The sequence below is a fragment of the Variovorax ureilyticus genome (genome assembly GCF_037889935.1).
Taxonomy (GTDB): Bacteria; Pseudomonadota; Gammaproteobacteria; order Burkholderiales; family Burkholderiaceae_C; genus Variovorax; species Variovorax ureilyticus.
The window spans coordinates 63,104-88,629 of the sequence record NZ_JBBKZU010000016.1 but is presented as its reverse complement, the minus strand read 5'-3'; the positions used below and the strand labels follow the sequence as shown (position 1 = coordinate 88,629).

The window sequence follows — 25,526 nt, the reverse complement described above, 5'->3', positions numbered from 1 at the left end:
CCCCGCCGTTCGGCGCAAATCGGGTTTGCCCGGGTAGGCGCTGCCAACCGCCAGCCCTTACCGTTGCGCCCTTCTGGAGGGGACAAGACCATGATGCTCAAGGCCGGCTTGGTGGCGGGGTGTGTTGCGCTTCTTTCTCAGACGCCCTGCTGGGCGCTCGGACGCGCGGACGTCATGCGCGACACGCAGTTCGGGAAAGTCGTCGGCATCGACGACTCGGATCGCACGGGGACGCTGGCGTGGAAGGGCGTGCCCTTCGCGAAGCCACCCGTCGGTGACCTGCGCTGGAAAGCGCCGGTCGATCCGGAAGCCTGGCATCGGCCCTTGGCCACCCAGCAGTTCGCCAATGCGTGCGCCCAATATGGGCGCATCTACGGCCCCGGCGCCAACAACCGCTACGACGCGACGATCGGCACCACGCTGAACCAGGCGGTCGGCAGCGAGGACTGCCTGTACCTGAACATCTGGCGTCCGGCGAAGACCGAGCGCAAGGGCGGCAACGGGGACGACAACCCGGGCCAGGGCAACGACAAGGGCGAAGACCTTCCGGTGATCGTCTTCGTCCACGGCGGCAGCGATGTGTCGGGCTACACCGCGGACCCGGTCTACGACGGCGCGGCGCTCGCCAGGGCCGCGAACGCCGTCGTCGTGACGGTGAACTACCGGCTCGGCATCTTCGGCTTCCTCGATCTGCCGCAGCTCAAGGCGGGCACCGGCGGCGTGGGCGACTCGGGCAACTTTGCGCTGCTCGACATCGTGAAGGCGCTCGAATTCGTGCGCGGCAACATCGATGCGTTCGGGGGCGACCCGCGCAACGTCACCTTGATGGGCCAATCGGCTGGCGCCATCAATGTCTATGCACTGCAGACCTCGCCGCTGGTGACCAACGCGCGTCAGCCGCTCTTTCACCGGCTGGTGCCACTCAGTGGCGGTATCTCGCTGGCGTCCAATCTGCCGCCGGGGCGCATCCCGACGCTCAACCCGAAATCGACCTACGCCGCACAGGGCAGCGCGTTGCTCACCCAACAGATCATCGCGGATGGCCTGGCCAGCGATGCCGCATCCGCCGCCGCCTACGCGGCAAGCCAGACGCCCGCGCAGATCGCGGCCTATCTGCGCTCGAAGAGTCCGGCCGCGCTGTTCAGCACGCTGCTGACCCGACTCGCGCCGCTCGGGCTGGCGGGCTCCGGCCCGATTCCCGACGGCATCGTGCTGCCGGTCGACCCGATCGCCGCCATCCAGGCCGGCAACTACCTGCGGGTGCCCGTGCTGGCAGGGAACACCCGCGACGAGGCCAAGCTGTTCCCCTCCTTCCTCGCGCTGTCACCTGCACTCGGCGGCGTGAGCGGCCGGCTGGTGAGCGATGCCGTGCTCTTCTCGACGCAGTTCGGCTACAACCCCGACGCGCCGCCGACGATCACGATCGGGCAGTGGATTCCCTCGGTCTATCTTCCGGTGACCACGCCGGTCACCGGCTTCAACGCGAAGACGGACCTGCTCAACCAGATCTTCTTCATCGCGAGCCGCGACAACGTCCTCAACGCGCTCAAGGCGCAGCAGAACGAGGTCTGGTACTACCGCTTCGACTGGGACGAGGAACCGGCGCCCTGGAACGACATCTACGGCGCAGCACATGCGTTCGACCTCGCCTTCATCTTCGGCAACTTCGGGCCTTCGCTGTTCTCGAACATCGCGAATTCGACGGCCAACAAGCCGGGCCGCCTGGACCTGTCCGACGCGATGATGAAGAGCCTCGGCGCCTTTGCGCGGCGAGGCGACCCCAATGCACCGGCGGCACTCGGCGTGACCTGGCAGCCCTGGCCGTCGACGCTCCTCTTCGACGCCACGCCGGCGCACAAGGCCATTTCGGTCCAGTGAAGGCGACGTGCGGGACTATCGCGACTATCGGGGCTGCTGCGTCAGATCCCGATCACTGTTCACCGCAAAGTAGAACCACTCCGTCCCCGGCAACGCTTCCGCATTCGGGAACACGATGAACCCGTCGCGTTCCGAGTGCAGCACGCTGCCGTCCTCGCGCACCGCGATCGGGTCGCCGCGCGAGACCGGGTCGAAGGTGGCCCACTCGCGCACGAACTGGTCTTCTTCGTGGAAGCGGTCGACCACGCTGACCAGCCGCAGCAGCGAAGGCTTCGGCGGCGGCAACGCACCCGGTTCCGGCGCGATCATGCCGAGCAGGCGCAGCGCCGAAAGAATCGCCTCATAGGCCACGCCGGGCGCCGCGGGGTCCTCGTGCTGCCCGCATTCGAGCGTGACACCGTAGCCGCCGCGGCTTCGCATGTATTCGTTGGTGCCCTTCCCGAAAGCCACTTGCACCGGATCGACCGGCTTGCCGCCCGCGCGCTGCGCGACACCGGCGGCATAGATGTCGAGCCAGCCTTCGACGACGCGCGGCGTGCGCAGGTGCAGAGCGAGCTGGCCCTCCTCGAAGGCGCGCGCGAAGGGTTCGAGCGTGCCGGTGTTGTCGCGCGGTCCGATCATCGCGAAAGCCTCGCCCGCGCTCTGGAACGAGTGCAGGTCGAGAAGCACCTCGTGCCGGTCGAGCAGCGGACACAGCAGGTTGGTGATGCGCGCTTCGTAATCGGCCGGCTCCATGCCCGGCGCCGAAGGTTCGAAGAGGCGATTGAGGTTGCGCTCTCCTTCGCGGCGTCCACGCCGCCGGGCGAGAGGATTCGCGACCGGCACCATCGTGAGCTGACCGCGCAGCAGCCGCAGCCTGCCGTCATCGAGTTCGGCCACGGCGCGCTCGATGCCCGCGGTGCCGCAGGTTTCGTCGCCATGCACGCCGCCGAGCACGATGAACTTCGGCCCGGGCTCGATCGCGGCGTACGCGTGGATGCGGAGCGTGTCGCTGGCGGTCAGTGCGGCGGTCGAAACGGTCATGAGCCGGCCATCCTACAGGGCGGCGAAGGCAGCTCCTACCGTGTTTCCCGCCATGGCGTGAGACAAACGCCGCAATGGACAAGAAGCAACCGCATCACCACCCGCAAGGATGCCGACGAGGTCGACAAGGGGAAGCTCAAGCCTTGAGCGAGGCCTCGAGCTGACCACGCATCGCGGTGATCACGCTCTTGTAATCCTTGGCATTGAAGATCGCGCTGCCGGCCACGAAGGTGTCGGCGCCGGCACTCGCCACGCGCGCGATGTTGTCGGTCTTGATGCCGCCGTCGACTTCGAGGCGGATGTCGCGGCCCGCCTGGTCGATGCGCTTGCGCGCGAGTTCGATCTTGCGCAGCGCGGAGTCGATGAAGCTCTGGCCGCCGAAACCGGGGTTGACGCTCATGATCAGGATCAGGTCGATCTCGTCGATCACCCAGTCGAGTGCCTCCAGCCCCGCGCCGGGGTTGAACACCAGCCCCGCCTTGCAGCCGGCAGCCTTGATCGCCTGGATGCTGCGGTGCATGTGCGGCGACGCGTCCGGATGGAAGCTGATGTAGTCGGCGCCGGCCTGCGCAAAGGCTGCGGCGAGCGCATCGACGGGCTCGATCATCAGGTGCACGTCGATCGGCACCGCCGTGCCGTCCGCCGTCCTGGCGTGCGGCTTGAGCGCCTGGCAGACCATGGGGCCGAAGGTCAGGTTCGGCACGTAATGGTTGTCCATCACGTCGAAATGGATCCAGTCGGCGCCGGCGGCGATGACGTCGCTCACTTCGGCGCCGAGGCGCGCGAAATCGGCCGAAAGAATGGAAGGGGCGATGCGGAAGGGGCTGCTCATGGGGGCGAATTGTCGCAGCGATGTAGGATGTCCGGGATGTCCAGCTTCCCGATGACCGTGCAGGTCGAACCCCGATTCCTGCCCGACCAGTCTTCGCCCGAAGACGGCGTGTTCACCTTTGCTTACGCGGTGACGATCACCAACAACGGTGACCGGGCGGCGCAGGTCATTGCACGCCACTGGTTCATCCAGGATGCGGCCGGCCATACGCAGGAAGTCGCCGGGCTCGGCGTGATCGGGCAGCAGCCGCTGCTCGCACCCGGCGAGACCTTCCACTACACCAGCGGCTGCCGGCTGCAGGCATCGACCGGTACGATGCGCGGGAGCTTTTTCATCGTGACGGAACGGGCGGAGCGCTTCGACGTGCCCATTCCCATGTTCGTGCTGGAAGCCGATGCGGGCGGAGGCATTCCTTCGTCGCGGGTGCTCCACTAGACCACTTTGCCCATCCCCAGGCTCGCCCACTTCGTGTGGCTCGGGCGGAGTATTGCGAATGAGTTCTTTCTTTCCCAGTGACCTGCTGGGTTTCTGGGCCGACTGGGTCCGGCCTTCCGCAGGTCTCCCGACGGTGCTGTGGGCCCTGCTGCTGGCCGCCGCGGCCGCGGCCGGGCACCTCGTGCAACGCTATGTCGGCATGCCGAAGGTGATCGGCTATTCGATCGTCGGCACCGTCGTCGGCCTCGCGGGCTTCGAAGGCGTGATCTGGCCCTTGCAGGGCACCAGCCTGTTCCTCGTCGAGCTCGGCGTCGCGATCGTGCTGTTCGAGGCGGGCGGCCGGCTGCCCCTGCGCTGGTTCCGCCACAACCCGATGATCCTCGTGCAGAGCCTGCTCGAAGCGAGCCTGACCTACTTCGGCGTCTTCTGGATCCTGCACTGGCTCGACGTCCCCGACCCGGTGGCGAATCCGATCGCCCTGATCTCGATCGTCGCCTCGCCCGCGGTACTGATGCGCGTCATCATCGACACGCGCGCCTCGGGCCCGGTGACCGAGCGCGCGATGACACTCGCGACGCTCAACACCTTCTATGCGCTGGCGCTCGGCTATGCGCAGGCGGGGCTGATCGAGCACGCGCCGCTCGGACTCATCCAGAAGCTGCAGCCGGTGCTGGTGGTGCTGGGCATGTCCTTCGTGGTGGGCGCGCTGATGGCGCTGTCGCTGCGTTCGGCGCTGCGCGTGATGAGCCCGACCAGCGAGAACACCTCCATCCTGCTGCTTGCGATCATCGCCGCGGGTGCTGCGCTGGCAGCGCACTTCGGCGGCTCCGCGCCGCTCGCCGCACTCATCGGCGGCGTACTGCTGAAGGCGCTCAATCCCAAGCCCTGGACGTGGCCGCGCCAGCTCGGCACCGCCGCCACGCTGATCACGATGATGATGTTCGTGCTCGTCTCCATCGTGGCCGCGCAGGCCGACTGGAGCCTTCCGGTCGCGAGCATGGTGCTCGCGATGATCGGCGTGCGCGGTTTCGCCAAGATCGCGGGCGTGGCGATCGCCAACCCGGGCAGCGGCGCGAGCTGGAAGCAGGCCTTCTGGGTCGGCTGCGCGATGTCGCCGCTGTCGTCGATCGCCCTCTTGATCGCGTCGGCATTCGTGACCGCCTCGCCGCTGCTGGGTGCGATGATCACGCAGGTCACGCTGCCGGCCATCCTGCTGATGGAAGTGCTCGGCGCGGTGATCGCGACGATCGCCATCCACGGCGCTGGCGAAAGTTCCACGCCCTGGTTCCCCGAAGCCTTCCGCGCCGTGGAGGACACGCAACGATGAGCGCAGCGCCGGACCGCTCCAAGCAAGCTCGCACTCCCTCGGGGGGCCGCGAGGACATGCAGTGCCGAGTGTGGGGGCCTGTATGAGCCTGCGTGCGCCGCCGCCCACGCCTTCGAACGCCGACGAGATGCCCAACACGCCCGCGAGCCGCGTGGTGCACATGGAGCGTTTCAACAAGTCGGTCGCCCTCTCGCTGGGCGTCGAGGTCGAGCTGCAACTCGTCAACACGCACGACTACGATCTCGCGCCCTACGCCGAGGACATGCTGCGCCTCATGGCGCAGACGCCGCTGCCCGGCAGCGTGGTGCCGGAGATGACCTCCAGCATGATCGAGATCTCCACCGGCGTGTGCCATTCCGTGCAGGACGTGCTGGACCAGCTCACGCCGATTCGCGACGCGCTGGTGCGCAATGCCGACAAGCTCAACATCGCGGTGGTCGGCGGCGGCACGCATGCCTTCCAGCAGTGGCACGAGCGGCGCATCTACGACAAGCCGCGCTTTCGCGAGCTGTCGGAGCTCTACGGCTACCTCTCGAAGCAGTTCACCATCTTCGGCCAGCACGTGCACATCGGCTGCCCCGACGCTGACGCGGCCCTCTTGATGCTGCATCGCATGTCGCGCTACATCCCGCACTTCATTGCGCTGTCGGCGTCCTCGCCCTTCGTGCAGGGGCAGGACACGCAGTTCGACTCGGCGCGGCTCAACTCGGTGTTCGCGTTTCCGCTCTCGGGCCGGGCGCCGTTCACGCTGTCGTGGAAGGAGTTCGAGAACTACTTCATGCGCATGACGCGGACCGGCGTGGTGCGCAGCATGAAGGACTTCTACTGGGACATCCGCCCGAAGCCCGAGTTCGGCACCATCGAGATCCGCGTCTTCGACACGCCGCTGACCGTAGAACGCGCGGCCGCGCTCGCGGGCTACGTGCAGTCGCTTGCCGCGTGGTTCCTGCAGGAGCAGCCTTTCACGCCGGTCGAGGACGACTACCTCGTCTACACCTACAACCGCTTCCAGGCCTGCCGCTTCGGGCTCGATGCGGTGTACGTCGACCCGGCGAGCGGCGAGCACATGCCGCTGCGCGACCATATCCTGATGACCATGACCCAGCTCGAATGGCACAGCGAGGCACTCAACGCGACGAAGGCGCTGGCCGGGCTGCGCACCAGCGTCGAAGCCAACCGCAACGATGCGCGCTGGCTGCGGGAGCGCCAGGGCAAGGAAAAGCTGCTGGCCGAGACGGTGCGGCAGTCGGCGCTCCGGTTCCGCGGTGCAGTATGAGGTCGACATGAGCACCGGCGAATTCGACCTCATCGCGCGCTACTTCACGCGCCCCGTCAAGCGCTCGCCGCTGGGCGTGGGCGACGACTGCGCACTGCTGGCGCCGGCCGCGGGCATGCAGCTCGCCGTGTCCTCCGACATGCTGGTGGAGGGCCGGCACTTTCTCTCGACGGTCGACGCCGAGCGGCTCGGCCACAAGTCGCTGGCGGTCAATCTCAGCGATCTCGCGGCCTGCGGCGCGAAGCCGCTCGCGTTCACGCTCGCGCTGGCGCTGCCGTCGGTCGACGAAGACTGGCTCTCCGGCTTTTCGCGCGGCCTCTTCGCGCTGGCGCATCTGCATGGCTGCGAACTGGTCGGCGGCGACACGACGCGCGGGCCGCTCAACATCTGCATCACGGTGTTCGGCGAAGTGCCCGCCGGCAACGCGCTGCTGCGCTCCGGAGCGAAGGTCGGCGACGACGTCTGGGTCAGCGGCACGCTCGGCGATGCGCGGCTGGCGCTCGAAGTGTTCCGCGGCACGCTGTCCTTGCCGGGCGAACTCTTCGAGCGGGCGCGCGCCCGCATGGAACTGCCGACGCCGCGCGTGGCGCTCGGGCAGGCGCTGCGCGGCATCGCGTCCGCGGCGGTCGACGTCAGCGACGGGCTGGTCGGCGATCTCGGCCACATCCTCGACGCCAGCGGCGTCGGCGCGACGCTCGATGCGGATGCGGCCGCAGGCCTGGTCGGGATCGACGAGTCCACGCACGACCTCGGCATCGAGACATTGCGCGCCTGCGCACTGGCCGGCGGCGACGACTACGAACTCGCGTTCACCGCACCGCCCTCGGCGCGGGAAGCGGTCGCGCAGTCCGGTCGCGCCGCCTCGGTGCATGTCACGCGCATCGGCCGCATCGAGGCGGAAGCAGGGTTGCGTCTCGTCGATGGGCTGGGCCAGCCGATCGCGCGGCAATACGCCTCGTTCGACCACTTCAAGTAACGGGCCGGCGCCCGACGGCGCGCCATCAGGCCCGCTTCAGACCGGCGTCGGGCGTGGCCTCGAGCATGGCGAAGGACGAATCCAGCTCGACATCGTTGAGCACGCACACCAGCCCGTGATAGAGCTGGTTCGGCGACACCGGCTTGTGCAGCAGCGGCACGCCGCTCGCGCGCGCCTCGCGCAGCCGCTGCGGCGCGGTGTCGCCGGTGATGAGCAGCGCCGGCAACTGCAGGCCGAATTCCGCGCGCAGCGCCGCGATCGCCTCCGCGCCGGTGCGCAGCTCGCGCAGGCGGTAGTCGCTGATGACGAGCCCCGGCGGACGCAGCCGCGCGAGCGCGAGCGCCTCCTCGATCGAGTCGGCCACGTCGCATTCGCAGCCCCACGCGGTCAGCAGCTGGCGCATGCCGGCGCGGATCGCATCGTCGTCGTCGATGACGAGCACGCGCACGTCGAAGACGCTCGAATGGCCCGGGATGACCTCGACGCCGCTGCTGACCACGCCCATCTGCGCCGTCGGGAGCGCGAGCCGGAAGCAACTCCCGCGCCCCGGCCTCGAAGCGAGCACCAGCGTGGTGCCGAGCGCCCGCGCGAGGCCCTGCGCGATCGCGAGCCCCAGCCCAAGGCCCTTGCGGCGGTCGCGCTCCGCATTGCCGAGCTGGTGGAACTCGCGAAAGATGTCCTCGTGCTGCGAGGCATCGATGCCGATGCCGGTGTCCCAGACCTCGATCACCGCGCGGCCGCCCCGCTCGCGGCAGGCCACGAGCACCCCGCCGCGCTCGGTGTAGCGAATCGCGTTCGACACCAGGTTGCGCAGGATCAGCGCGACCAGCGCCGGATCGGAGCGCACCGCCACATGGGTTTCGCGCGAGCGGTAGACGATGCCCTTCGCGTCCGCCTGCGGCGCGAGCTCGTTCTCGATCTTGTTGAGCAGCGGCTGCAGCGGAAAGACCTGCATCTGCGGCTCGACCACGCCGGCCTCGATGCGCGAGAAGTCGAGCAGCGTGTCGAGCATTTCCGCCGAGGCCTGCCAGGTGGCGCGCGCATTGGCCAGGGCGTCGTATTGCGAGGCGGTGAGCTTGCTACGCGCGAGCACCTCGAGGAACAAGCCCTGCGCATGGATCGGCTGGCGCAGGTCGTGGCTCGCCGCCGCGAGGAACTTGGACTTGGCGAGGTTCGCCTGCTCGGCCTGCTGGTGCGCCGCCTGCGCATGCCCGGTCTCGACGCGCAGGCGCTCGATCAGCTCGACGTTCTCGAAGCGCAGCTTGATCGCCGCCAGCGCCGCCTTGGCGCTGTTGCGCGCCTGGCCGAGCAGGGTCACGACGTAGAGAAAACCGGCCACACCGAGCGCGTTGTAGGCCGGATCGTCGAGCGTCCAGAGCTTGGCGGCAAGCACCGCGAGTTCGGTCGAGCCGAACACGATGAACACCGGCAGCACCGGCGCCAGCGACGACATCGAGCTGCCGGCCACGCCCGCGAGCACCGCGACCACCAGCACGCTGCCGGCCATCGTCGTCGTGCCGAGCGCGGCCCAGCCGAGTGCGCCCCAGATCGCACCATCGACCGCATTGAGCGACATTTGCTGCCACACGAGCCCGCGCGCGCGGTCGGGCGGGATCTCCATGGCCAGCATGCGCCGCGCCTCGCGCGCGCACCAGAGCTTGCTCAGGATCACCATGCCGGCCCACACGCGCAGCCCGGTCGCATTGCTTTCGTTCGACAGCACCCACACCAGCAGCAGCGCCACGAGGATGGTGGGCACCACCGAGCTGCCGACGTTGCCCAGCAGCAGGCGCAACTGCTCCACCAGCGTGCGCCCTTCGGCGAGCCGCAGCGGATTGCGCATCAGGAGACCAGCCCCCGGCGCCGTGCCGCGAAGCCCGCTTCCGAGCGGCTCGACACCTCCAGCGCCGCGAGCACGGCCTGCACATGGCCGCGCACCGTGTTCTCCGAGAGATTGAGACGCCGGCCGATCACCTTGTTCGACAGCCCCTGACACAGCAGGTCGAGCACTTCGAACTGGCGCGGCGTCAACAACTGCCGGGGCGGCTCGCCGCCGGTCGGCTGCGCATCCGCCCGCGCGGGTGTTTCGACTTCCTGCCCGCGCCGCAGCTTCTCGATGACGGCAAGGATGTTGTCCGCCGTCTCGGCCTTGGAGACGAAGGCCGCCGCGCCGCGATCCAGCGCCAGACGCACGCTCTGCGGCGTGGCGTCCGAAGAGAGGATGACCACCGGCGCTTCGGGCCACTTGCGCCTGACGAGCGCGATGCCTTCCAGGCCGTTCAGGCCGTGCAGCTGGATGTCCAGCAGCACCAGCCCCGGATCGGCCAACCCGGTCTTCATCGCCTCTTCCAGCGACCCGGCCTCGGCCACTTCGACATCGGGAATCCCGGATGTGAGCACCATCCGCAAGCCGCAGCGGAACATGGCGTGGTCGTCGATGAGAAGAATCTTGGCCGGCAGCATGAACCGCGCATTCTGCGCGAAGTCCGGATGGTCCAAATGGACTATTTACCGCCCGCGCCGGCGTGCCGATGATTGCCCTGCCATGAAGCCCGTGCTCGCGATCCGCCGTGTCGAACCCGACGCCTACTCCTACCGCATCAGCGATCAGGAAGCCGGCGGCACGTTCGCATCGATCGAGCACTGCCTGGTCGATGCCGCAGCCTCGCTCGGCCACTACTTCACGAGCGTGGAGCTGAACCTCGAAGGCCTGTTCCTCGGCGCCTGCGCCCTCGACGCCCTGCGCCGCGCGCCCAGGGCGGTCGCCCAGCGCATCGAGCAGCACTTCCAGCCGGCCTGACCCCACCCGCTGGCAGGGGGCGGCGCAGATGCGCGACACTGTCGCCCTCATGTCCGCTGCTTCTCCTTCCGGCACCACCTCCGACTTTGCGCCGCGACGCGCCACGGTGCGATTCATGTTCGCGCATCCCGCGCACCTCATCGCCCTGGGCTTCGGCTCGGGCCTTCCGCGCCGCGCGCCGGGCACCATCGGCACGCTGTGGGCGTGGGCGGCCTATCTCGTCATGCACCTGTGGCTGTCCAGCGCGACGATCGGCTGGGTGATCCTCGCGTCGCTGCCGATCGGCTGGTGGGCCTGTACGGTGACCGCGCGCCACATGAACGTGGCCGACCCCGGCAGCATCGTGTGGGACGAGGTCGTCGCGTTCTGGATCGTGCTCTGGCTCGTGATGCCGGCCGGGCTGCCGATGCAGATCCTCGCCTTCGCGCTCTTCCGCTTGTTCGACGCGGTCAAGCGCGGCCCCGTGGGCTGGGCCGACCAGCTCTTCAAGCAGAAGGACGCCACGCCGGAAACGATGCGCTGGCACACGGCCGGGTTCGGCATCATCTTCGACGACCTGGTGGCCGCGTTCTGCACGCTGCTGGTGATAGCCGCCGTCCGTGCAGCATGGTGAACACGATGACCCACAGACCCGCCCTTTCCGACCTCGACACGCCCGCACTGGTGCTGGCGCTTGCCGATGTGCTGCAGCGAAAGCACTGGATGATGGCCACCGCCGAAAGCTGCACCGGCGGCCTCATCGCCGGTGCGTGCACCGACCTGTCAGGCTCCAGCAACTGGTTCGAGCGCGGCTTGGTGACCTATTCGAACGAGGCCAAGACCGAACTGCTCGGCGTCGATGCGGCACTGATCGAGGCCCACGGCGCGGTGAGCGAGGAAGTCGCGCGCGCCATGGCACAAGGCGCGGTCGCGCATTCGAGGGCGCAGGTCGCGGTGGCCGTCACCGGCGTGGCCGGCCCCACGGGCGGTTCGCCCGAAAAGCCGGTGGGCACGGTGTGGTTCGGCTGGTCGGCGAACGGCCAGGTGCGCACCGAGCGCCGCCGCTTCGACGGCGATCGCGCGGCCGTGCGCGCGGCCACGGTTCACCACGCCTTGCAGACATTGGCAGAAATCCTGCACGCCTGAACATGACAGCCCCGACGCGCAACGAACAAGCCATTCGCCGCTTCTACGACGCCTTCGCGCAACTCGACGCGGACACCATGGCCGCGTGCTACGCGCCCGATGCCAGCTTCGACGACGAGGCCTTCTCGCTGCGCGGCGCGCGAGAGATCGGCGGGATGTGGAAGATGCTGTGCAGCGGCACGCGGGCCAAGGGCGCCTCGGTCTGGAAGCTCGGCTACCGCGACGTGCGAGCCGATGCGACGAGCGGGCAGGCGCACTGGGACGCGCACTACCTCTTCAGCGCGACCGGGCGCATCGTCGACAACGCGATCGACTCGCGCTTCACCTTCACGCCCGAGGGCCTGATCGCCACGCAGCGCGACAGCTTCTCGTTCTGGCGCTGGTCCCGGCAGGCGCTCGGCGCGCCGGGCCTGCTGCTGGGCTGGTCGCCGATGCTGCGCAACAAGGTGCGCGCGACGGCGGCAGCCAAACTCGCGACCTTCCTCGCCCGCCAACCCTGAACCGCATGGACACCGCATGACCGACATCACGATCACCGACAAGCCCGAACTGCATCGCTACGAGGCGACCATCGGCGGCGAACTCGCGGGCTACTGCGAATACAACCTGCTGAGCAACGCCATCATGTTCACTCACACCGAAGTGCTGGCCGACCACGAAGGCCAGGGCGTCGGCTCCGCGATCGCGCGGCATGTGCTCGACGAGGCGCGGGCCAAAGGCCAGCAGGTGATTCCGGTCTGCCAGTTCATCGCCGGGTGGCTGCGCAAGCACCCCGAGTACGTCGACATCGTGCAGCCCGCGTCGCGGCGCGCCTTCAACATTTGAACGGCCAATCCCACTCCTGACAGGAGGTCCGAAATGCTGATCCAGGGCAGTTGCCACTGCGGCAACATTTCCTTCGACCTGACCTGGGAGCCGGAGCCCGCCGAGATACCGGCGCGCGCCTGCGGCTGCTCGTTCTGCGTCAAGCACGGTGGCGTGTGGACCTCCAACCCGGCCGGCGCATTGCGGGTGACGGTGCGGGACCCGTCGCTCGATCCCGGCTATTTCTTCGGAACGGGCACCGGCCGCTTCCACGTCTGCAGCCGGTGCGGCGTGGTGCCGCTGGTGACCTGCACGCTGGACGACCGCACCTACGCGGTGGTGAACGTGAACAGCTTCGGCAACGTGGACCGCGCGCTGCTTCACCCGGTGCCGGCGTCGTTCGAGGGCGAGGACATCGACGCACGTCTGGCCCGCAGGAAGCGCAACTGGATCGGCGACGTGACCTTCGCCGCACCCGCGCAGAACGCGGGCGCCTGAGTCGCGTTCAACCGTCGCTCTTCGGCGCCGGCAGCCACGCGAAGGCGATCGTCGCGCCCACCAGCAGCACAGCGATCGTCGCGAGCACCGCCCGGAACGGATCGGCGCCATGCGCCTGCGCCACCGACGCGGCGATGCCGGTGACCCACTGCATCAACGCCACGCCGAGGAACATCGCCATCGTGAACACCGCCATCGCGCGGCCAGTGATGGCGGACGGATAGGCCGCGCGCACGTCGGCGTACTGCCAGACGATGAAGCCCGACACGAACCCGATCAGCACCGCGCAGACGATGTCGATCCACGCGCTGTCGAAAAGCGCGATGGCGACGAAGAAGCCCGCGTAGGCGAAGGCGCAGGCCACGATGCGCGGCCGGCGCGCCGGGCCGTCGCGGTCCATGCGCCCGAAGAGCGGCGCACCGATGAGCGAGATGACCGACACGATCAGTGCGACATTCCCGCTCTGCACCAGCGTGAAGCCGTGGCGCTCCACGAGCAGCGGCCCCAGCCACAGCCCGCGCAGCGAGATGAAGGCGGCATAGGTCACCGCGCCGAGCACCATGATGCCGAGCGTGTGCGGCATCGCGAACAGCGCACCGAACTGCCGCAGCGCCGCCGTCATCGATTCGCGCGGGCCGCTGGCCTGCGGCAAGGGTTCGCGCACGCCCCACAGGATCGACAGCCACGCGAGCACCGAAGCGACCGCGAGCACCGCGAAGCCCATGCGCCACGAATGCTCCTGCACCAGCCATGCGAGCGGCGTGCCGGTCATCAGCATGCCCACGCCGCCGATGCTGAGCACCAGCCCCGAGATCGACGCGAATCGGGTCACCGGAAAGTGCCGCGCGATGAACACGGTGCACACCAGGAAGGCCGGCGCGCAGCCAACGCCGATCAGCACCTGCCCCACCACCAGCCATCCGTAGCCCGGGGCGAAAGCGGAAAGGACCGCACCGGCGATCGCGAGCGGAAACGCGGTGAGCATCGTGCGTCGCACGCCGTGCAGGTCGATGCCGATGCCCATGAAGAGTTGCATCGCGCCGAATGCGAAGTGGAACGAGCCGGAGAAGATCCCGAGCGCCTGCGCCGACAGCCCGAACTCCTTCTGCAGCGGCCCCGCCATGATCGCGCCCACGGTGCGGAAGGCCTGGCTGAGCGCAAAGGCGGTGCACAGCGCGAGCACCATCGCCCACGCCGTGCGCGCGGGAAGTGCGATCGATGCCGAACTCAACGCCGCAACTCCGCAGCCTCGGGATCAAGCCAGGAATACCGCGGATCCGGCTTTGCCGGTCCGCTGGTATTGCCCCCCCGGCGAGGGGGGTTGGCGGCCACACGAAGTGGGCAAGCCTGGGGGGAGCGCTACTGCCCGTGGCACTTCTTGTACTTTTTTCCGCTGCCACACGGGCAAGGATCGTTGCGGCCCGGCGTAGCTTCCTTCCGGATCGTCTCCACGCGCGGCCCCATGCTGCGCCAGAGCTGCCGCAGGTCGTACACCGCCCAGATGGCAGCGCCGAAATCGTCGACGCGCTGCTGGCTCACGCTGGGCGGCCCGTCCTCGGCGTACATCGAGACGGCGGGCGGGGCCTTGTCGTCCTCGGTCAGCGTGACGATCGCGTCGAGTGCGTCGTCGAGCATCTGCGCCGCTTCCTTGTCACGCGGCGCGGACCACTCGTCGGGCCAGTTCTCGACCGCATACATGAAGCCGAGCGCCCAGACCTGCGCGAAAGAAGGGATGGCCTCGCCATCCATCTCGCCGCGCTCCTCTTCGGGCAGGGCGGCGATGGCACCGCGCGTATCGAGCACCTCGGGCTGGAAGGTGCGTTCGTCCTCGAGCGATTCGACATCGGCGTCGAGCGCGGTCTCGATCTCGCGCCAGCGGCGCTTCCAGCGCCAGACGAATTCCATGTGCTGCGCGGGCGAGAAGCCGTCGCCGAGCAGCACGGGCCAATACTCGGACGGCTCGATCGCCCGGCGCGAGCAGACAAGCGCGGCCAGGAAGCCTTCGCAGAATTCCCACTGCGGAATTTCCTCGTCGTGCTCGCGCATGGCGTCGAGCGCGTTGTCCTGGGCGTCGAAATCGTCGGGGCCGAGCGGGGCGTCCGCAGGCGGGGTGTTAGGGGGGGTGTCGGGAAGGGTTGTCATGTCAGTGCACAGGCAGCCCTCTATGATGCAGCAAGGTTCCCGGAGACCGCTATTCCTACCCCGTCGATATCGCCGCTCCCCGCGGGTTGCGCCATTTTTTCGCCTTGCGAAATTGCGCGACCCCTCCCGCACCCGATCCTGTCCGTATGAGCGTTGTCAGACGGGGCGGGGTTTCCTCCCGCGTTCAGATGCGAAAAGGCACGGCTTCGGCGCCGGCGCCCCTCGAGGCGGATGCGCCGCCGCAGGCCGAGGACTACGCCGAATTCCTGCGCCTCATGCTGCCGCAGCAGACGAAGGCGGTGTCGAGCCACCGCTTCGGAGGCCAGCGCGTCTGGCTCAAGAAGGCCGGGCCCCGGCATGGCCAGGCGCGCTACCGGCTCCTGGCGGCGATTTCCGGCGTGCTGCGGCTCGACGTGCTGTCGCCCGTGCCCAACCCGGGCGGCGAGGCGGCGATCGAGATCGAGGCGCGGCGGCTGCGCCAGCTCGGCGATGCCGGTCTGCGCGTGCCGGCGGTGCTGGCGCAGCAGACGGACGGCATGCTGATCTCCGACCTCGGGGAAAGCGGCCGGCCTGCCGTCGTGCTCCAGGAACGCCTCGACCACGCGGCCGCCGCCGGCCCCGCCGCGCTGCTCGCGGTCTGGCGTGAAGGGCTTGACGCCATCGCGCTCGTGCATTCGCGCGACGCCTACCTGAGCCAGGCCTTCGACCGCAACCTCGTGCTGTGCCCGGACGGCGTCATCGGCTACATCGATTTCGAGGACGACCCGGGCGAGACGCTGCCCCTGCCCGAATGCCAGACGCGCGACTGGCTCAGCTATCTGCACTCCACCGCGATGCTGGTCGATGCCGCATCGCCGCATGCGGCCGCCCAGCATTGGCACGCGGTATTGGCCGATGCAAGTGACGAGGTGCGCGACCGTCTGACCGTCGCAGCGCGGCGCATGCGGTGGCTGCGGCATCTCCCCTCGGGGCGGCGCTGGGGGCGCGACACGCAGCGGGTGCGCGCGGTGGCGAGCCTGCTGGCGCGCTGGTACGGCCGCTGACGGACAGCACCGGGGTCAGGACGGATCTTTGCTGCGCGTGCGACCCACGGCGCTGAAGATGCCGACGCCCAGCAGGATGAGCGCGCCGATGCCGATGTAGAGCGAGGGCACGCCCGCCACCGAGGCCCCCCAGGCCACGCCGGCCAGGAAGAGCAGGAAGCCGATCATGTAGAGAACGAAGGACATGCGTCATCTCCTGTTGCTTGGACAGTCGCAGTCTCTCCGCACTCTGCCTTGGGCCCGGCGGGCTCTGCCCGTCAAAGCGTGTCGGAAGGTGCCTACGGCGCCGCCGGGAGGCCGACACGGCGGCTAGGTCGCCGAGACCGCGACGCCGTGCGCCGCCAGCCGCCTGTGCATCGAGAGCACCGCGCGATCCTTGCTCAGCAGCCGGGCGCCGTGGGCGACCGCGAGGTCGATGAAGATCTGGTCGTCCGGGTCGCTGCACACGCAGGGCGCGCGGGCCGGCACGCCGTCGATCATGTGCACGCGCGCATCGAAGGCCGCGAGCACGTCGCCCGCCTCGCGGCCGACGGCGGCCAGGCGCGCGATGATCAGCGGATAGCCGAGCACGCGCTCGAATTCGTCGCGCATCGCGGCGGTGGCGAGCCAGCGCAGTTCGCCGGCGGCCAGCGCGGCCGCGAGCGGCGCCCGCTCGGGGTCGTCGAACACCAGCAGGTCGAGAACGATGTTGGTATCCAGGACGACAGTCATGCGGGCGGATGGGCCGATGCTCAGCCGCGGCTCGGAATGTTGAGCCCGGCGATCACCGCCGGACGCGCGACGAAGGCCTCCAGCACGCGCGTGACCTGCGGAAAGTCGGCGATGCCCACCAGATCCGCTGCGCCGTAGAAGCCGACCAGGTTGCGCACCCACGGGAAGATCGCGATGTCGGCGATGGTGTAGTCGTCGCCCATCACCCACTGGCGGCTTTCGAGGTGCTGGTTGAGCACGCGCAGCAGGCGCTTGGATTCGTCGACGTAGCGATCGCGCGGCCTTTTGTCGTCGAAGTTCTTGCCGGCGAATTTGTGGAAGAAGCCGACCTGGCCGAACATCGGCCCGATGCCGCCCATCTGGAACATCAGCCACTGGATGGTCTGGTAGCGGGCCACCGGGTCCTTGGGCATGAGCTTGCCGGTCTTGTCGGCGAGGTAGATGAGGATCGCGCCGGATTCGAACAGCGGCAGCGGCTTTCCGCCGGGTCCGTTCGGGTCGATGATCGCGGGGATCTTGTTGTTGGGGTTGAGCGAGAGAAACGCCGGCGAAGTCTGGTCGTGCGACTCGAAGCTCACCAGATGCGGCTCATAGGGCAGGCCGGTTTCCTCCAGCGCGATCGACACCTTCACGCCGTTGGGCGTGGGCAGCGAATAGAGCTGCAGGCGATCGGGATGCTGGGCGGGCCACTTCTTCGTGATGGGGAACGCGGAAAGATCGGTCATGGCGTGCGTGATGATGTGGACAGGGGCGAGGCAACGGATGCCACGGATGCGGCGCAAGGCCGGACGGGCTGCATTCTGTCCCAGGTCGGCCCGAGGCGTCTGTCGGCGGGGATCGCGGGCTAAGGCTGAGACGGGGGCGCCACTGCGCGCTCGCGCGCCGAGCCGGCCACCATGTCGAAGCGGAAGAGACGGCACTCGATCGGCCCGTTCCACATCGGCACCCGGCGCGACTCCTTGAGCCGCATGCGCTTGGGAAGCTTGATGTCGGGCGTGAGCACCCACGCGGTCCAGCCGGGGTAGTTCCTCTTCCAGTGGCTGGCGAGCTGCACGAAGAACTCGCCGCCGTCTTCGGTCTGAGCTTCTTCGCGTCCGCGCGCCGGTGCGTCGGCTCGCCGGCCGCGCGTGACGCCGCCGACTTCGATGCGCTCGCCATACGGCGGGTTGAGCACGATCACGCCGGACTCCGCAGGCGGCATCCGCTGCAAGGCATCGCCGCCGCGGAACTGCACCGCTTGTGCGACGCCTGCACGCTCGGCATTGCGTTCGGCGAAATCGACCATGCGGTGCGACACGTCGGAGCCGAAGACCCGCGTCGGCTGCCGATCGGCCTTCGGAGCGGCTTCGGCCTTGAGTGCCCCCCACACATGGGACTGGAAAGGCAGCAGCTTCTCGAACCCGAATCGGCGCAATGAGCCGGCTGCGATGCCGGAGGCGATCTGCGCCGCTTCGATCGCGATGGTGCCGCTGCCGCAGCACGGGTCGTACAAGGGCTGCGGCGAGACCTCGCCGGTTTCCGGATTCCACCAGCCGCTGGCGGCCAGCATCGCGGCGGCGAGCGTCTCCTTCAGCGGTGCATCGCCCTTGTCCTGCCGCCAGCCGCGCTTGAAGAGCGGCTCGCCCGAGGTGTCGATGTAGAGCGTGCAGAACTCGGTCGTCAGGTGGGCGAAGACCCGCACGTCCGGCCATTGCGTCTCGATGCTGGGACGCACGCCACCTGCCTTGGCCCGAAAGCGGTCGGCGATCGCATCCTTGATACGCAAGGTGGCGAAGTTGAGGCTCTGGAGTGGGCTGTGCTGCGCGGTGGTCTCGATCTTGAAAGTCTGCTTCGGCGTGAACCAGACCTCCCAGGCGACGCCGCTTGCGATGGCGTAGAGGTCGTTCTCGCTGCGGTAGGGCGCGTGCGCGACCTCGATCAGCACGCGCTGCGCGAGGCGGCTGTGCAGGTTGAGCTTGAGCGCATCGCGCCAGCCGGCCCGGACGCGGACGCCGCCGCGCGCCGAGAGCAGGTCCTGCCCGACGCGCCCGGTGAGCGCATGGACCTCCTGCGCGAGGAAGTCCTCCACGCCTGCGGCGCACGGAAGAAAAAGCGAGAGTTCGTTCACGACGCGATTGTCGCCGCGTCTCGATGCTGTTCTACTTCGCACTCAGCAGCAGCCGATGAGCAACTCGCCCAATCCCACAGCGACCGAGCCGTTCAAAGCCGACGGGTTCGCGGTCCGTTGCGAAGTGTTGCGGCTCAGCGCGCAGCCCAGCGGCAGCATGCTGCTCGTGCAGTTTCTGCTCGATTGCGGCGTCGCAGTGCTGTTTGGATGGCAGTACTCGGCGCGCAACGCGGTGATCTGGATCAGCCTGATCGCAGCCACCACCGCCTATCGAGCCCTCTTTCCGCAGCGCCTTCCCGATCCCCTGACGCGCGACAACCTGCCTGGCGCGCTGCGCCTGCACACGCTACGCATCGCGGTCCACGAGGGCGCGCATGGCGCCGCGGGCATCCTGCTGTTCGATCCGGCGAACCCGACCAACCAGCTCATGATCGGCGTGGTGGTGATGGCGATGACGCTGTCGTCGGTGTTCTCGGTGTCGTACTTCGCGCCGGCCATGCAACTGGCGATCACGCTGCTGCTCGCGCCGGTGATTGCGATGGGCGTGACCTTCGGCGCGCCGGCGATGGTGTCGCTCGCGCTGCTGGGCATCGGGCTGCTGGTCATGGTTTGGCGCCTGGTCGGCGACAGGGCGCGTCAGCTCGAAGAGAACATCGGCCTGCGCCACAACGAAAGCACCTTGCGGGAGCAGGCCATGGCCGGCCTGCGCCAATCGCAGCAGGCACAGTCGGACCGGCTGCGCTTCTTCTCGGCCGCCAACCATGATCTGCGTCAGCCCGTGATGGCGATGGGCCTGCAGGCCGAGGTGCTGCGCCATCAACTCGAAGCGGGCGAGGACCAGGTCACGGTGCAGAACACGCTGGCGGCGCTCTCGCGCGCCCAGCAGGCGCTCGAAGGGCTCACCAACCAGTTGCTCGAGATCGGGCGCATCGAGGCGGCGGCCGACCCGATCTCGCCGGTCGCGGTGGCGCTCGCGCCGCTGCTCGGCGAGCTGGCCCGCCAGGCCGGCACCGGCCGGGTGCGTGTGCGCTGCCCAGACGACGCGGTGGTGTGGACCGATGCGGTCACGCTGCGGCGCATTCTCGGCAACCTCCTGGACAACGCGCTCAAGTTCACGCCGCGAGGCCGCGTGCTGCTGGCCTGCCGGCGGCGGCCCGACGGATGGCGCATCGAGGTGCGCGATTCGGGCATCGGCATCCCGCCCGAGGCACAGGACCGCGTATTCGGCGACTTCGAACAGATCGGCAATGTGGAGCGGAACCTGCAGCGCGGCCACGGCCTGGGGCTCGCGATCGTGCGGCGGCTCGCGCTGCGGCTCGGCGTGCAGATCACGCTGCGCTCTGCGCCAGGGCGTGGATCGGTCTTCGGTTTCGAGCTGCCGGCCGCGCCCAAGGATGCCCCCATCACCGTCGGAATGGGGCTGGCCGCCGAGACCGCCGCCGCAACGGCGCAGGACGCGAGGCCGCTACGCCCCGATCTTTCGGTGCTCATCGTCGAGGACAACGCGGTGGTCGCCGACAGCATGGCCGCGCTGCTGCGGCTGTGGGGCGCGCGCGCACACGTGTGCGGCAGCGCAGTCGAGGCGCTGGCGCTGACTACGACCCTCCGGGGCTTCGACATCGCCCTGTGCGACATCCGCCTGCCGGGCTCGATCGACGGGATCACGCTCGCCAAGGAACTGCAGCGGCGCGCGCCGACGCTCTCGATCGCGCTCGTGTCCGCCGACATCGACGATGCCACGCAGGATCTCGCGAGCCTGCGGGGATGGCAGGCGCTGCGCAAGCCGGTCCAGCCGGCCGGCCTGCGGGCGCTGCTCCTGCACGCGCAAGCTTGACGTCGGACTCGAGGATCAGAGCGCCTTGCGCAGGTTCGCCGGCGCGATGCGCAAGGCCTCGCGGTACTTGGCCACGGTGCGGCGCGCGCACTCGATGCCCTGCTCCTTGAGCATCTCGGAGATCTGGCTGTCCGACAGCGGCTTCTTCTGGTCCTCGGCGGTGACGAACTGCTTGATGAGCGCGCGCACCGCGGTGCTCGACGCATTGCCGCCGGTCTCGGTCCCGAGTGCCGAGCCGAAGAAGTACTTGAGTTCGACCGTGCCGTAGGGCGTCGCCATGTACTTGGCGGTGGTCACGCGGCTGATGGTCGATTCGTGCAGGCCGAGCTCGTCCGCGATCTCGCGCAGCACCAGCGGGCGCATCGCGAGCTCGCCGTGCACGAAGAAGTTCTTCTGCCGTTCGACGATCGCGTTCGACACGCGCAGGATCGTGTCGAAGCGCTGCTGGATGTTCTTGATGAACCAGCGCGCCTCCTGCAGGCGCTGCGACAGCGCCTGGCTGCCCTCGCCCTTGTGCTGCTTGAGCGCACCGGCGTAGATGTCGTGCACGCGCAGCCGCGGCATCACCTCGGGGTTGAGCATGACGCGGAACTTCGCGTTGCCGCCGTTGCCCACGCGCGTGACGATCACGTCGGGGATGACGACGTTGCGCTCCACGTCCACGAAGCGGCGGCCCGGCTTGGGCTCGAGCTTCGCGATGAGCTGCAGCGCGGCGCGGACTTCTTCCTCGTTGCTGCGGGTGAGCGTGGCGAGCCGCTTGAAATCGCGCTTGGCGAGCAGCTCCATCGGCTGCTTGCAGATCGCGATCGCGGTCTTGCGGATCTCTTCTTCTTCCTCGGTCTCGTCCTCGTGCGCGAGGGCGCGAAGCTGGATCGTGAGGCACTCGCCGAGGTTGCGCGCACCGACGCCGGCGGGCTCCAGGCTCTGGAGCAGGCCGAGCGCCACCTGGAAGTGATGCACGAGGTCGTCGAACTGGTCGTTGTCGTCGCCGGCCAGTCCGGATGCCAGCGCCGGCAGCGAATCCTCGAGGTAGCCGTCGTCGTTGAGCGATTCGATCAAAAAGCGCAGCGCCGCGCGGTCGGTGTCGCCAAGGCGCAGCGCCAGCGCCTGCCGGTGCAGATAGGACTGGAGCGACTCCTGGCTGCGCGCGAGTTCGGTCGCGTCGGCGCGCTCGTCGTCGCCGAGGTTGTTGGTGCGCGCGGGGGCGTCGCTGCCCCATTCGCTGTCGTCGGGCGCGAGGTCGACGGTGCCGTCGCCCTCCCAGTCGGGCTCGCCATCGAAGCCCTCCGCGACCGCCGGCTCCGCATCGCCGGTGGCGGAGGCGGTCGCGGTGTCGGACAGCGAAGACGATGCGCCGCTGACGAAGTCGCCGTCGCTTTCCGCGAGGCGATCGTCTTCGCGCACCGGCGCGTCGGCGGTTTCCAGCCCGAACTCCTCCCGCGGCGCATCCTCGACGGTACGTTCGAGGAAGGGGTTTTCGTCGAGCATCTGCTCGACTTCCTGGGAGAGCTCCAGCGTGGAGAGCTGCAGCAGCCGGATCGACTGCTGGAGCTGGGGAGTCAGCGCGAGATGCTGCGAAACCCGCAGCGAGAGACCCTGTTTCATGACCCCGGAACCTCGCCTTACATGCGGAAATGCTCGCCGAGGTAGACGCGCCGCACCTCGGCGTTGTCGACGATCTCCGACGGCGTGCCCTGCGCCAGGACGTGCCCGTCGCTGATGATGAATGCGTGGTCGCAGATGCCGAGCGTCTCGCGCACGTTGTGGTCGGTGATCAGCACGCCGATGCCGCGCTCCTTCAGGAAGCTGATGATCCGCTGGATCTCGATGACCGCGATCGGGTCGATGCCCGCGAACGGCTCGTCGAGCAGGATGAAGCGCGGTTGCGTGGCCAGGGCGCGGGCGATCTCGACCCGGCGGCGCTCGCCGCCCGAAAGCGCCAGCGCCGGCGAGTCGCGAAGGTGGTCGACGCGCAGGTCGGCCAGCAGTTCGGCCAGGCGCTCCGCGATGCGTTGCTTCGACAGCGTCACCGGCCGGCCGTTGGCATCGGGTTCGCGCTGGAGTTCGAGCACGGCGCGCACGTTCTCCTCCACGGTGAGCTTGCGGAAGATCGAAGCCTCTTGCGGCAGGTAGCTCAGGCCCATGCGCGAGCGACGATGGATCGGCATGTGCTCGATCGGCTCGCCGTCGATGGTGATCTCGCCGGCATCGGCGCGGACCAACCCCACGATCATGTAGAACGAGGTGGTCTTGCCTGCACCGTTCGGCCCCAGCAGGCCGACGACTTCGCCTTTCTGCACGCCGAGCGACACGTCCTTGACCACCTTGCGGCTTCCATAGGACTTCTGCAGCCCGCGCGCTTCGAGACGGCTGCCGGCGAAATCCGCGTTGTCGTTGATGCCAGCGGTTTCGATCACTTCTTTGCTTCTCCGCCCAAAGTGGTGGTGGAGCGCAGGCCCTTTCCAGGCGCGGGCGTTTCGGCCGCCGGCGCCGGGGTCTTGCCGCCGGCCGAGGGTTGGGCCGGGGCGGCGGGCTTGGGCGTGAGGATGGCGCGGACGCGGCCGCTCGGCTGGCTCGCGACGCCGGCATTCGGCGGCAGACCGGCCCCGTTGACCGTGAAGGTGTCGTTGCTCTGGTCGTAGACGATCAGCGGACCGCTGCTTTCGTCATTGGGCGTCGCGCCGATCAGGCGGCGCATCACAGCGCGGCGGATGAACTTCACGTTGTCGGCGCGGCTGTCGTATTCGATGGTTTCGGCTTCGCCCTCGATCCATTCGTCGCTGCCGGCGTCGCGCTTCTGCTTGTAGTAGGCCAGCTTGCCGGGCGCGGCCGTGACCACGCCGTACTGGTAGCCCTCCGGGTCCTGCCGCACGTCGATGCGTTCACCCCGGATGGTGATCGTGCCCTTGGTGACCACCACGTTGCCGGTGAAGACGCTCGTCTGCTTGAGGTCGTCGTAGCGCATCGAGTCCGCCTCGATGTTCATCGGCTTGACCCGGTCGGCCTTTTCAGCCTGGGCGACGGAACCGATGCCCGCCAATGCCAGGGCCAGCACGACCGCGCGGCCGAGGTGACGAAGGGAGGGAATATGGGATGGCGAATTCATAAAGGCACGAAACTTGCTGCACGATTGTATGCGGCCGTTGGCCGGGGTTTCGCGGCCAGGATGAAAAAGCCCGCCGAGGCGGGCTTTGCGAGAAGGCGGGGCGGCCGCAGCGACCGCCCCGGACCAAGCGCTCAGCTCTTCTTGGCTTCGCCGATCAGGTACTCGACGACCTGCAACGCGCGGTCGAGCGAGCCGGCGGTGTCGCCGTCGACGTACCAGCGGCCGGCCACGCCCAGTGCCGGAACACCGGCCACGCGGTAATCGTTGGTGAGCTGGGCCGCGCGCTTGGCCTTGCCGGCGACCGAGAAGGACTTGTAGAGCTCGGCGAACTTCTTGGCGTCCAGGCCCGGCTGCTTCTCGGACCACGCGAGGATGGCTGCGTCGCCGAACAGCGGCTGGCGCTGTTTGTGGATGGCGTCGAAGAGCTTCGGCTGGAATTCATCCACCTTGCCCATCGCCTCGAGCGTGTAGTACAGGCGCTGCTTGGCTTCGGTGTCGTTGCCCACGAAGGGCACGGGGATGCGCCGGAAGACGACGTTGGGCGGCAGCTTCTTGATCCAGGCTTCCAGTTGCGGCTCGAAAGCGGCGCAGTGCGGGCAGTTGTACGAGAAGAATTCCACCACTTCCACCTTGCCGGCCGGTGCGTCGACCGGCATCGGCGTGCCGAGCACGATGTAGTCGGTTCCTGCCTTCGGCGCGCGCGCCTGTGCGTGGGAAGCCAGCGGAAGAAGACCCAGCGAAGCTGCGGCCAGCGAAAAGTCACGACGTTTCATTAATGAGTTCTCCTATGCGGCTGACAGAGCCTGCGCTCCGGGGCGAGTTCCCCGGACAAGCGAAGTAAAGAAAGTTCAGCGCTGGACCCGGACCAGGGCGGATTCCAGTCCGCCGCCGTCGAGCCGTTCCTTGAGCAGGTCGGCGTCTTCCTTCTTGTTGAAAGGACCCGCGCGCACCCGGTAGACGGTTCGGCCGGACTGCTCGCGCTCGGTGACCTTGGCCTCGACGCCCATCAGCGAGAGCTTGGCGCGCTGGGCCTCGGCGTCTTCGTTGGTACGGAAGGCACCCGCCTGCACGAAGTAGATGAACGGATCGGAACCCGTGCCGGCGCTGTGGGCGGCGCTGGCGGTCGACGTGCTGCCGCCGCCGATGCCGGCGCGCGCCCGGGCGAGGTCGCCCAGCGGATCGCTCGACGGCGTCGCGTTCGCCTCAGCGGGAACGGGCGCCGTACGGGGACGCGCGGGGGCGGCCTCGGCGCTCTTGGCGCTCGGCGCGACCACGACCGGCACCGGCGCGCTCGGCGGATTGAGCGGACCGACGGTCGCCGGCTGGGTCGGGGCCGTCGTCGGATTCGCGTTCGCGGTCGTCGCGGGCGGGCGTGCAGGCTGCTGCCCGGCCTTGCCCGCGAGCGGCGCATTGGGATCCCAGTCGCGGTTCTTTCGCGCCTCGGCCTCGTCCTGTTCGGGGCCGCTGCGCTGTGTTTTCGTCATGAACGGGATCGGCACTTTGGTCACGTAGACCGCGATGCCGAGCGCCACGCCCAGGCCGAGCACCAGTCCGATGATCAGGCCGATGACGATGTTGCCGCTTTGTCTTTGCTTCATGGTGGGAGTCG

The 25,526-nt window shown here is 68.6% G+C and carries 28 protein-coding genes; 13 read left to right on the top strand and 15 right to left on the bottom strand.

What is annotated here, in order from left to right; genetic code table 11:
• Nucleotides 1-90 precede the first annotated feature (90 nt).
• Nucleotides 91-1,878 (top strand): carboxylesterase/lipase family protein, encoded by a 1,788-nt coding sequence (locus WKW77_RS28290; RefSeq protein WP_340360224.1) that lies wholly within the window; start codon nt 91-93, stop codon nt 1,876-1,878.
• A 24-nt stretch (nt 1,879-1,902) separates the two neighbouring features.
• Here the strand turns inward: WKW77_RS28290 and WKW77_RS28285 are convergent, their stop codons facing one another.
• Nucleotides 1,903-2,901 (bottom strand): succinylglutamate desuccinylase/aspartoacylase family protein, encoded by a 999-nt coding sequence (locus WKW77_RS28285; RefSeq protein ID WP_340360223.1) that lies wholly within the window; start codon nt 2,899-2,901, stop codon nt 1,903-1,905.
• 136 nt (nt 2,902-3,037) lie between these two features.
• On the bottom strand, nt 3,038-3,733 hold the full coding sequence (gene rpe / locus WKW77_RS28280) for a ribulose-phosphate 3-epimerase (RefSeq protein ID WP_340360222.1): 696 nt from the start codon (nt 3,731-3,733) through the stop codon (nt 3,038-3,040).
• 36 nt (nt 3,734-3,769) lie between these two features.
• Between rpe and apaG the strand changes: the two genes are divergently transcribed.
• The 4 genes from apaG to thiL all read left to right on the top strand — a co-directional run bounded on the left by apaG (nt 3,770) and on the right by thiL (nt 7,747).
• Nucleotides 3,770-4,168 (top strand): Co2+/Mg2+ efflux protein ApaG, encoded by a 399-nt coding sequence (gene apaG / locus WKW77_RS28275; protein ID WP_184531038.1) that lies wholly within the window; start codon nt 3,770-3,772, stop codon nt 4,166-4,168.
• A gap of 58 nt (nt 4,169-4,226) precedes the next feature.
• Nucleotides 4,227-5,495 carry a cation:proton antiporter gene (locus tag WKW77_RS28270; RefSeq protein WP_340360221.1) on the top strand — a complete coding sequence of 423 codons (1,269 nt, stop codon included), beginning with the start codon at nt 4,227-4,229 and terminating at the stop codon, nt 5,493-5,495.
• A 127-nt stretch (nt 5,496-5,622) separates the two neighbouring features.
• On the top strand, nt 5,623-6,771 hold the full coding sequence (locus tag WKW77_RS28265) for a YbdK family carboxylate-amine ligase (RefSeq protein WP_422823286.1): 1,149 nt from the start codon (nt 5,623-5,625) through the stop codon (nt 6,769-6,771).
• Nucleotides 6,772-6,778: 7 nt separating this feature from the next.
• Nucleotides 6,779-7,747 (top strand): thiamine-phosphate kinase, encoded by a 969-nt coding sequence (gene thiL / locus WKW77_RS28260; protein ID WP_340360220.1) that lies wholly within the window; start codon nt 6,779-6,781, stop codon nt 7,745-7,747.
• Nucleotides 7,748-7,772: 25 nt separating this feature from the next.
• Here thiL and WKW77_RS28255 read toward each other — a convergent pair whose 3' ends face one another.
• Both WKW77_RS28255 and WKW77_RS28250 read right to left on the bottom strand, forming a co-directional pair.
• On the bottom strand, nt 7,773-9,590 hold the full coding sequence (locus WKW77_RS28255) for an ATP-binding response regulator (RefSeq protein WP_340360219.1): 1,818 nt from the start codon (nt 9,588-9,590) through the stop codon (nt 7,773-7,775).
• Nucleotides 9,590-10,210 (bottom strand): response regulator, encoded by a 621-nt coding sequence (locus WKW77_RS28250; protein WP_340360218.1) that lies wholly within the window; start codon nt 10,208-10,210, stop codon nt 9,590-9,592. The genes WKW77_RS28255 and WKW77_RS28250 overlap by 1 nt, the downstream gene beginning before the upstream one ends.
• A gap of 82 nt (nt 10,211-10,292) precedes the next feature.
• Here WKW77_RS28250 and WKW77_RS28245 point away from each other — a divergent pair, with 82 nt between their 5' ends.
• Genes WKW77_RS28245 through WKW77_RS28220 form a run of 6 tightly spaced genes read left to right on the top strand, consistent with a single transcriptional unit; the run spans nt 10,293 to nt 12,974 of the window.
• Complete coding sequence (locus WKW77_RS28245; protein WP_340360217.1) at nt 10,293-10,547, top strand: hypothetical protein; 255 nt, start codon at nt 10,293-10,295, stop codon at nt 10,545-10,547.
• Between the two features lie 49 nt (nt 10,548-10,596).
• Nucleotides 10,597-11,160 (top strand): phosphatidylglycerophosphatase A family protein, encoded by a 564-nt coding sequence (locus WKW77_RS28240; protein WP_340360281.1) that lies wholly within the window; start codon nt 10,597-10,599, stop codon nt 11,158-11,160.
• 5 nt (nt 11,161-11,165) lie between these two features.
• On the top strand, nt 11,166-11,672 hold the full coding sequence (locus WKW77_RS28235) for a CinA family protein (protein WP_340360216.1): 507 nt from the start codon (nt 11,166-11,168) through the stop codon (nt 11,670-11,672).
• A 2-nt stretch (nt 11,673-11,674) separates the two neighbouring features.
• The gene (locus WKW77_RS28230) at nt 11,675-12,172 is read left to right on the top strand and encodes a nuclear transport factor 2 family protein (protein ID WP_340360215.1); all 498 of its coding nucleotides are present in this window, start codon (nt 11,675-11,677) and stop codon (nt 12,170-12,172) included.
• A 16-nt stretch (nt 12,173-12,188) separates the two neighbouring features.
• Nucleotides 12,189-12,497: a GNAT family N-acetyltransferase gene (locus tag WKW77_RS28225; RefSeq protein ID WP_340360214.1), complete on the top strand. Its 309-nt coding sequence runs from the start codon at nt 12,189-12,191 to the stop codon at nt 12,495-12,497.
• A 33-nt stretch (nt 12,498-12,530) separates the two neighbouring features.
• The gene (locus WKW77_RS28220; RefSeq protein WP_340360213.1) at nt 12,531-12,974 is read left to right on the top strand and encodes a GFA family protein; all 444 of its coding nucleotides are present in this window, start codon (nt 12,531-12,533) and stop codon (nt 12,972-12,974) included.
• 7 nt (nt 12,975-12,981) lie between these two features.
• Here WKW77_RS28220 and WKW77_RS28215 read toward each other — a convergent pair whose 3' ends face one another.
• Nucleotides 12,982-14,160 carry an MFS transporter gene (locus WKW77_RS28215; protein ID WP_340360280.1) on the bottom strand — a complete coding sequence of 393 codons (1,179 nt, stop codon included), beginning with the start codon at nt 14,158-14,160 and terminating at the stop codon, nt 12,982-12,984.
• A 173-nt stretch (nt 14,161-14,333) separates the two neighbouring features.
• Nucleotides 14,334-15,116 carry a UPF0149 family protein gene (locus WKW77_RS28210; RefSeq protein WP_340360212.1) on the bottom strand — a complete coding sequence of 261 codons (783 nt, stop codon included), beginning with the start codon at nt 15,114-15,116 and terminating at the stop codon, nt 14,334-14,336.
• 146 nt (nt 15,117-15,262) lie between these two features.
• Between WKW77_RS28210 and WKW77_RS28205 the strand changes: the two genes are divergently transcribed.
• Nucleotides 15,263-16,159: a BUD32 family EKC/KEOPS complex subunit gene (locus WKW77_RS28205; protein ID WP_422823285.1), complete on the top strand. Its 897-nt coding sequence runs from the start codon at nt 15,263-15,265 to the stop codon at nt 16,157-16,159.
• Between the two features lie 15 nt (nt 16,160-16,174).
• Here WKW77_RS28205 and WKW77_RS28200 read toward each other — a convergent pair whose 3' ends face one another.
• The 4 genes from WKW77_RS28200 to WKW77_RS28185 all read right to left on the bottom strand — a co-directional run bounded on the left by WKW77_RS28200 (nt 16,175) and on the right by WKW77_RS28185 (nt 18,977).
• Complete coding sequence (locus WKW77_RS28200; protein ID WP_340360210.1) at nt 16,175-16,345, bottom strand: hypothetical protein; 171 nt, start codon at nt 16,343-16,345, stop codon at nt 16,175-16,177.
• Between the two features lie 123 nt (nt 16,346-16,468).
• Nucleotides 16,469-16,870 (bottom strand): PIN domain-containing protein, encoded by a 402-nt coding sequence (locus WKW77_RS28195; protein WP_340360209.1) that lies wholly within the window; start codon nt 16,868-16,870, stop codon nt 16,469-16,471.
• A gap of 20 nt (nt 16,871-16,890) precedes the next feature.
• On the bottom strand, nt 16,891-17,595 hold the full coding sequence (locus WKW77_RS28190) for a glutathione S-transferase N-terminal domain-containing protein (protein ID WP_340360208.1): 705 nt from the start codon (nt 17,593-17,595) through the stop codon (nt 16,891-16,893).
• Nucleotides 17,596-17,714: 119 nt separating this feature from the next.
• Complete coding sequence (locus WKW77_RS28185; protein ID WP_340360207.1) at nt 17,715-18,977, bottom strand: THUMP domain-containing class I SAM-dependent RNA methyltransferase; 1,263 nt, start codon at nt 18,975-18,977, stop codon at nt 17,715-17,717.
• 55 nt (nt 18,978-19,032) lie between these two features.
• On the opposite strand from WKW77_RS28185, the gene WKW77_RS28180 reads away from it, so the two are divergent.
• Nucleotides 19,033-20,811: an ATP-binding response regulator gene (locus WKW77_RS28180; RefSeq protein WP_340360206.1), complete on the top strand. Its 1,779-nt coding sequence runs from the start codon at nt 19,033-19,035 to the stop codon at nt 20,809-20,811.
• Between the two features lie 15 nt (nt 20,812-20,826).
• Here WKW77_RS28180 and WKW77_RS28175 read toward each other — a convergent pair whose 3' ends face one another.
• The 5 genes from WKW77_RS28175 to WKW77_RS28155 all read right to left on the bottom strand — a co-directional run bounded on the left by WKW77_RS28175 (nt 20,827) and on the right by WKW77_RS28155 (nt 25,515).
• Nucleotides 20,827-22,416 (bottom strand): RNA polymerase factor sigma-54, encoded by a 1,590-nt coding sequence (locus WKW77_RS28175; protein ID WP_340360205.1) that lies wholly within the window; start codon nt 22,414-22,416, stop codon nt 20,827-20,829.
• Nucleotides 22,417-22,433: 17 nt separating this feature from the next.
• Nucleotides 22,434-23,228 carry an LPS export ABC transporter ATP-binding protein gene (gene lptB, locus WKW77_RS28170; protein WP_340360204.1) on the bottom strand — a complete coding sequence of 265 codons (795 nt, stop codon included), beginning with the start codon at nt 23,226-23,228 and terminating at the stop codon, nt 22,434-22,436.
• Nucleotides 23,225-23,917, bottom strand: coding sequence for a lipopolysaccharide transport periplasmic protein LptA (gene lptA, locus WKW77_RS28165; protein ID WP_340360203.1), 693 nt, complete (start codon nt 23,915-23,917; stop codon nt 23,225-23,227). Before lptA ends, lptB begins: the two co-directional genes overlap by 4 nt.
• A 131-nt stretch (nt 23,918-24,048) precedes the next feature.
• Complete coding sequence (locus WKW77_RS28160; RefSeq protein WP_340360202.1) at nt 24,049-24,690, bottom strand: thiol:disulfide interchange protein DsbA/DsbL; 642 nt, start codon at nt 24,688-24,690, stop codon at nt 24,049-24,051.
• Nucleotides 24,691-24,765: 75 nt separating this feature from the next.
• Entirely contained in the window at nt 24,766-25,515 is a 750-nt protein-coding gene (locus WKW77_RS28155; RefSeq protein ID WP_340360201.1) for an SPOR domain-containing protein, read from the bottom strand.
• Nucleotides 25,516-25,526: the final 11 nt, after the last annotated feature.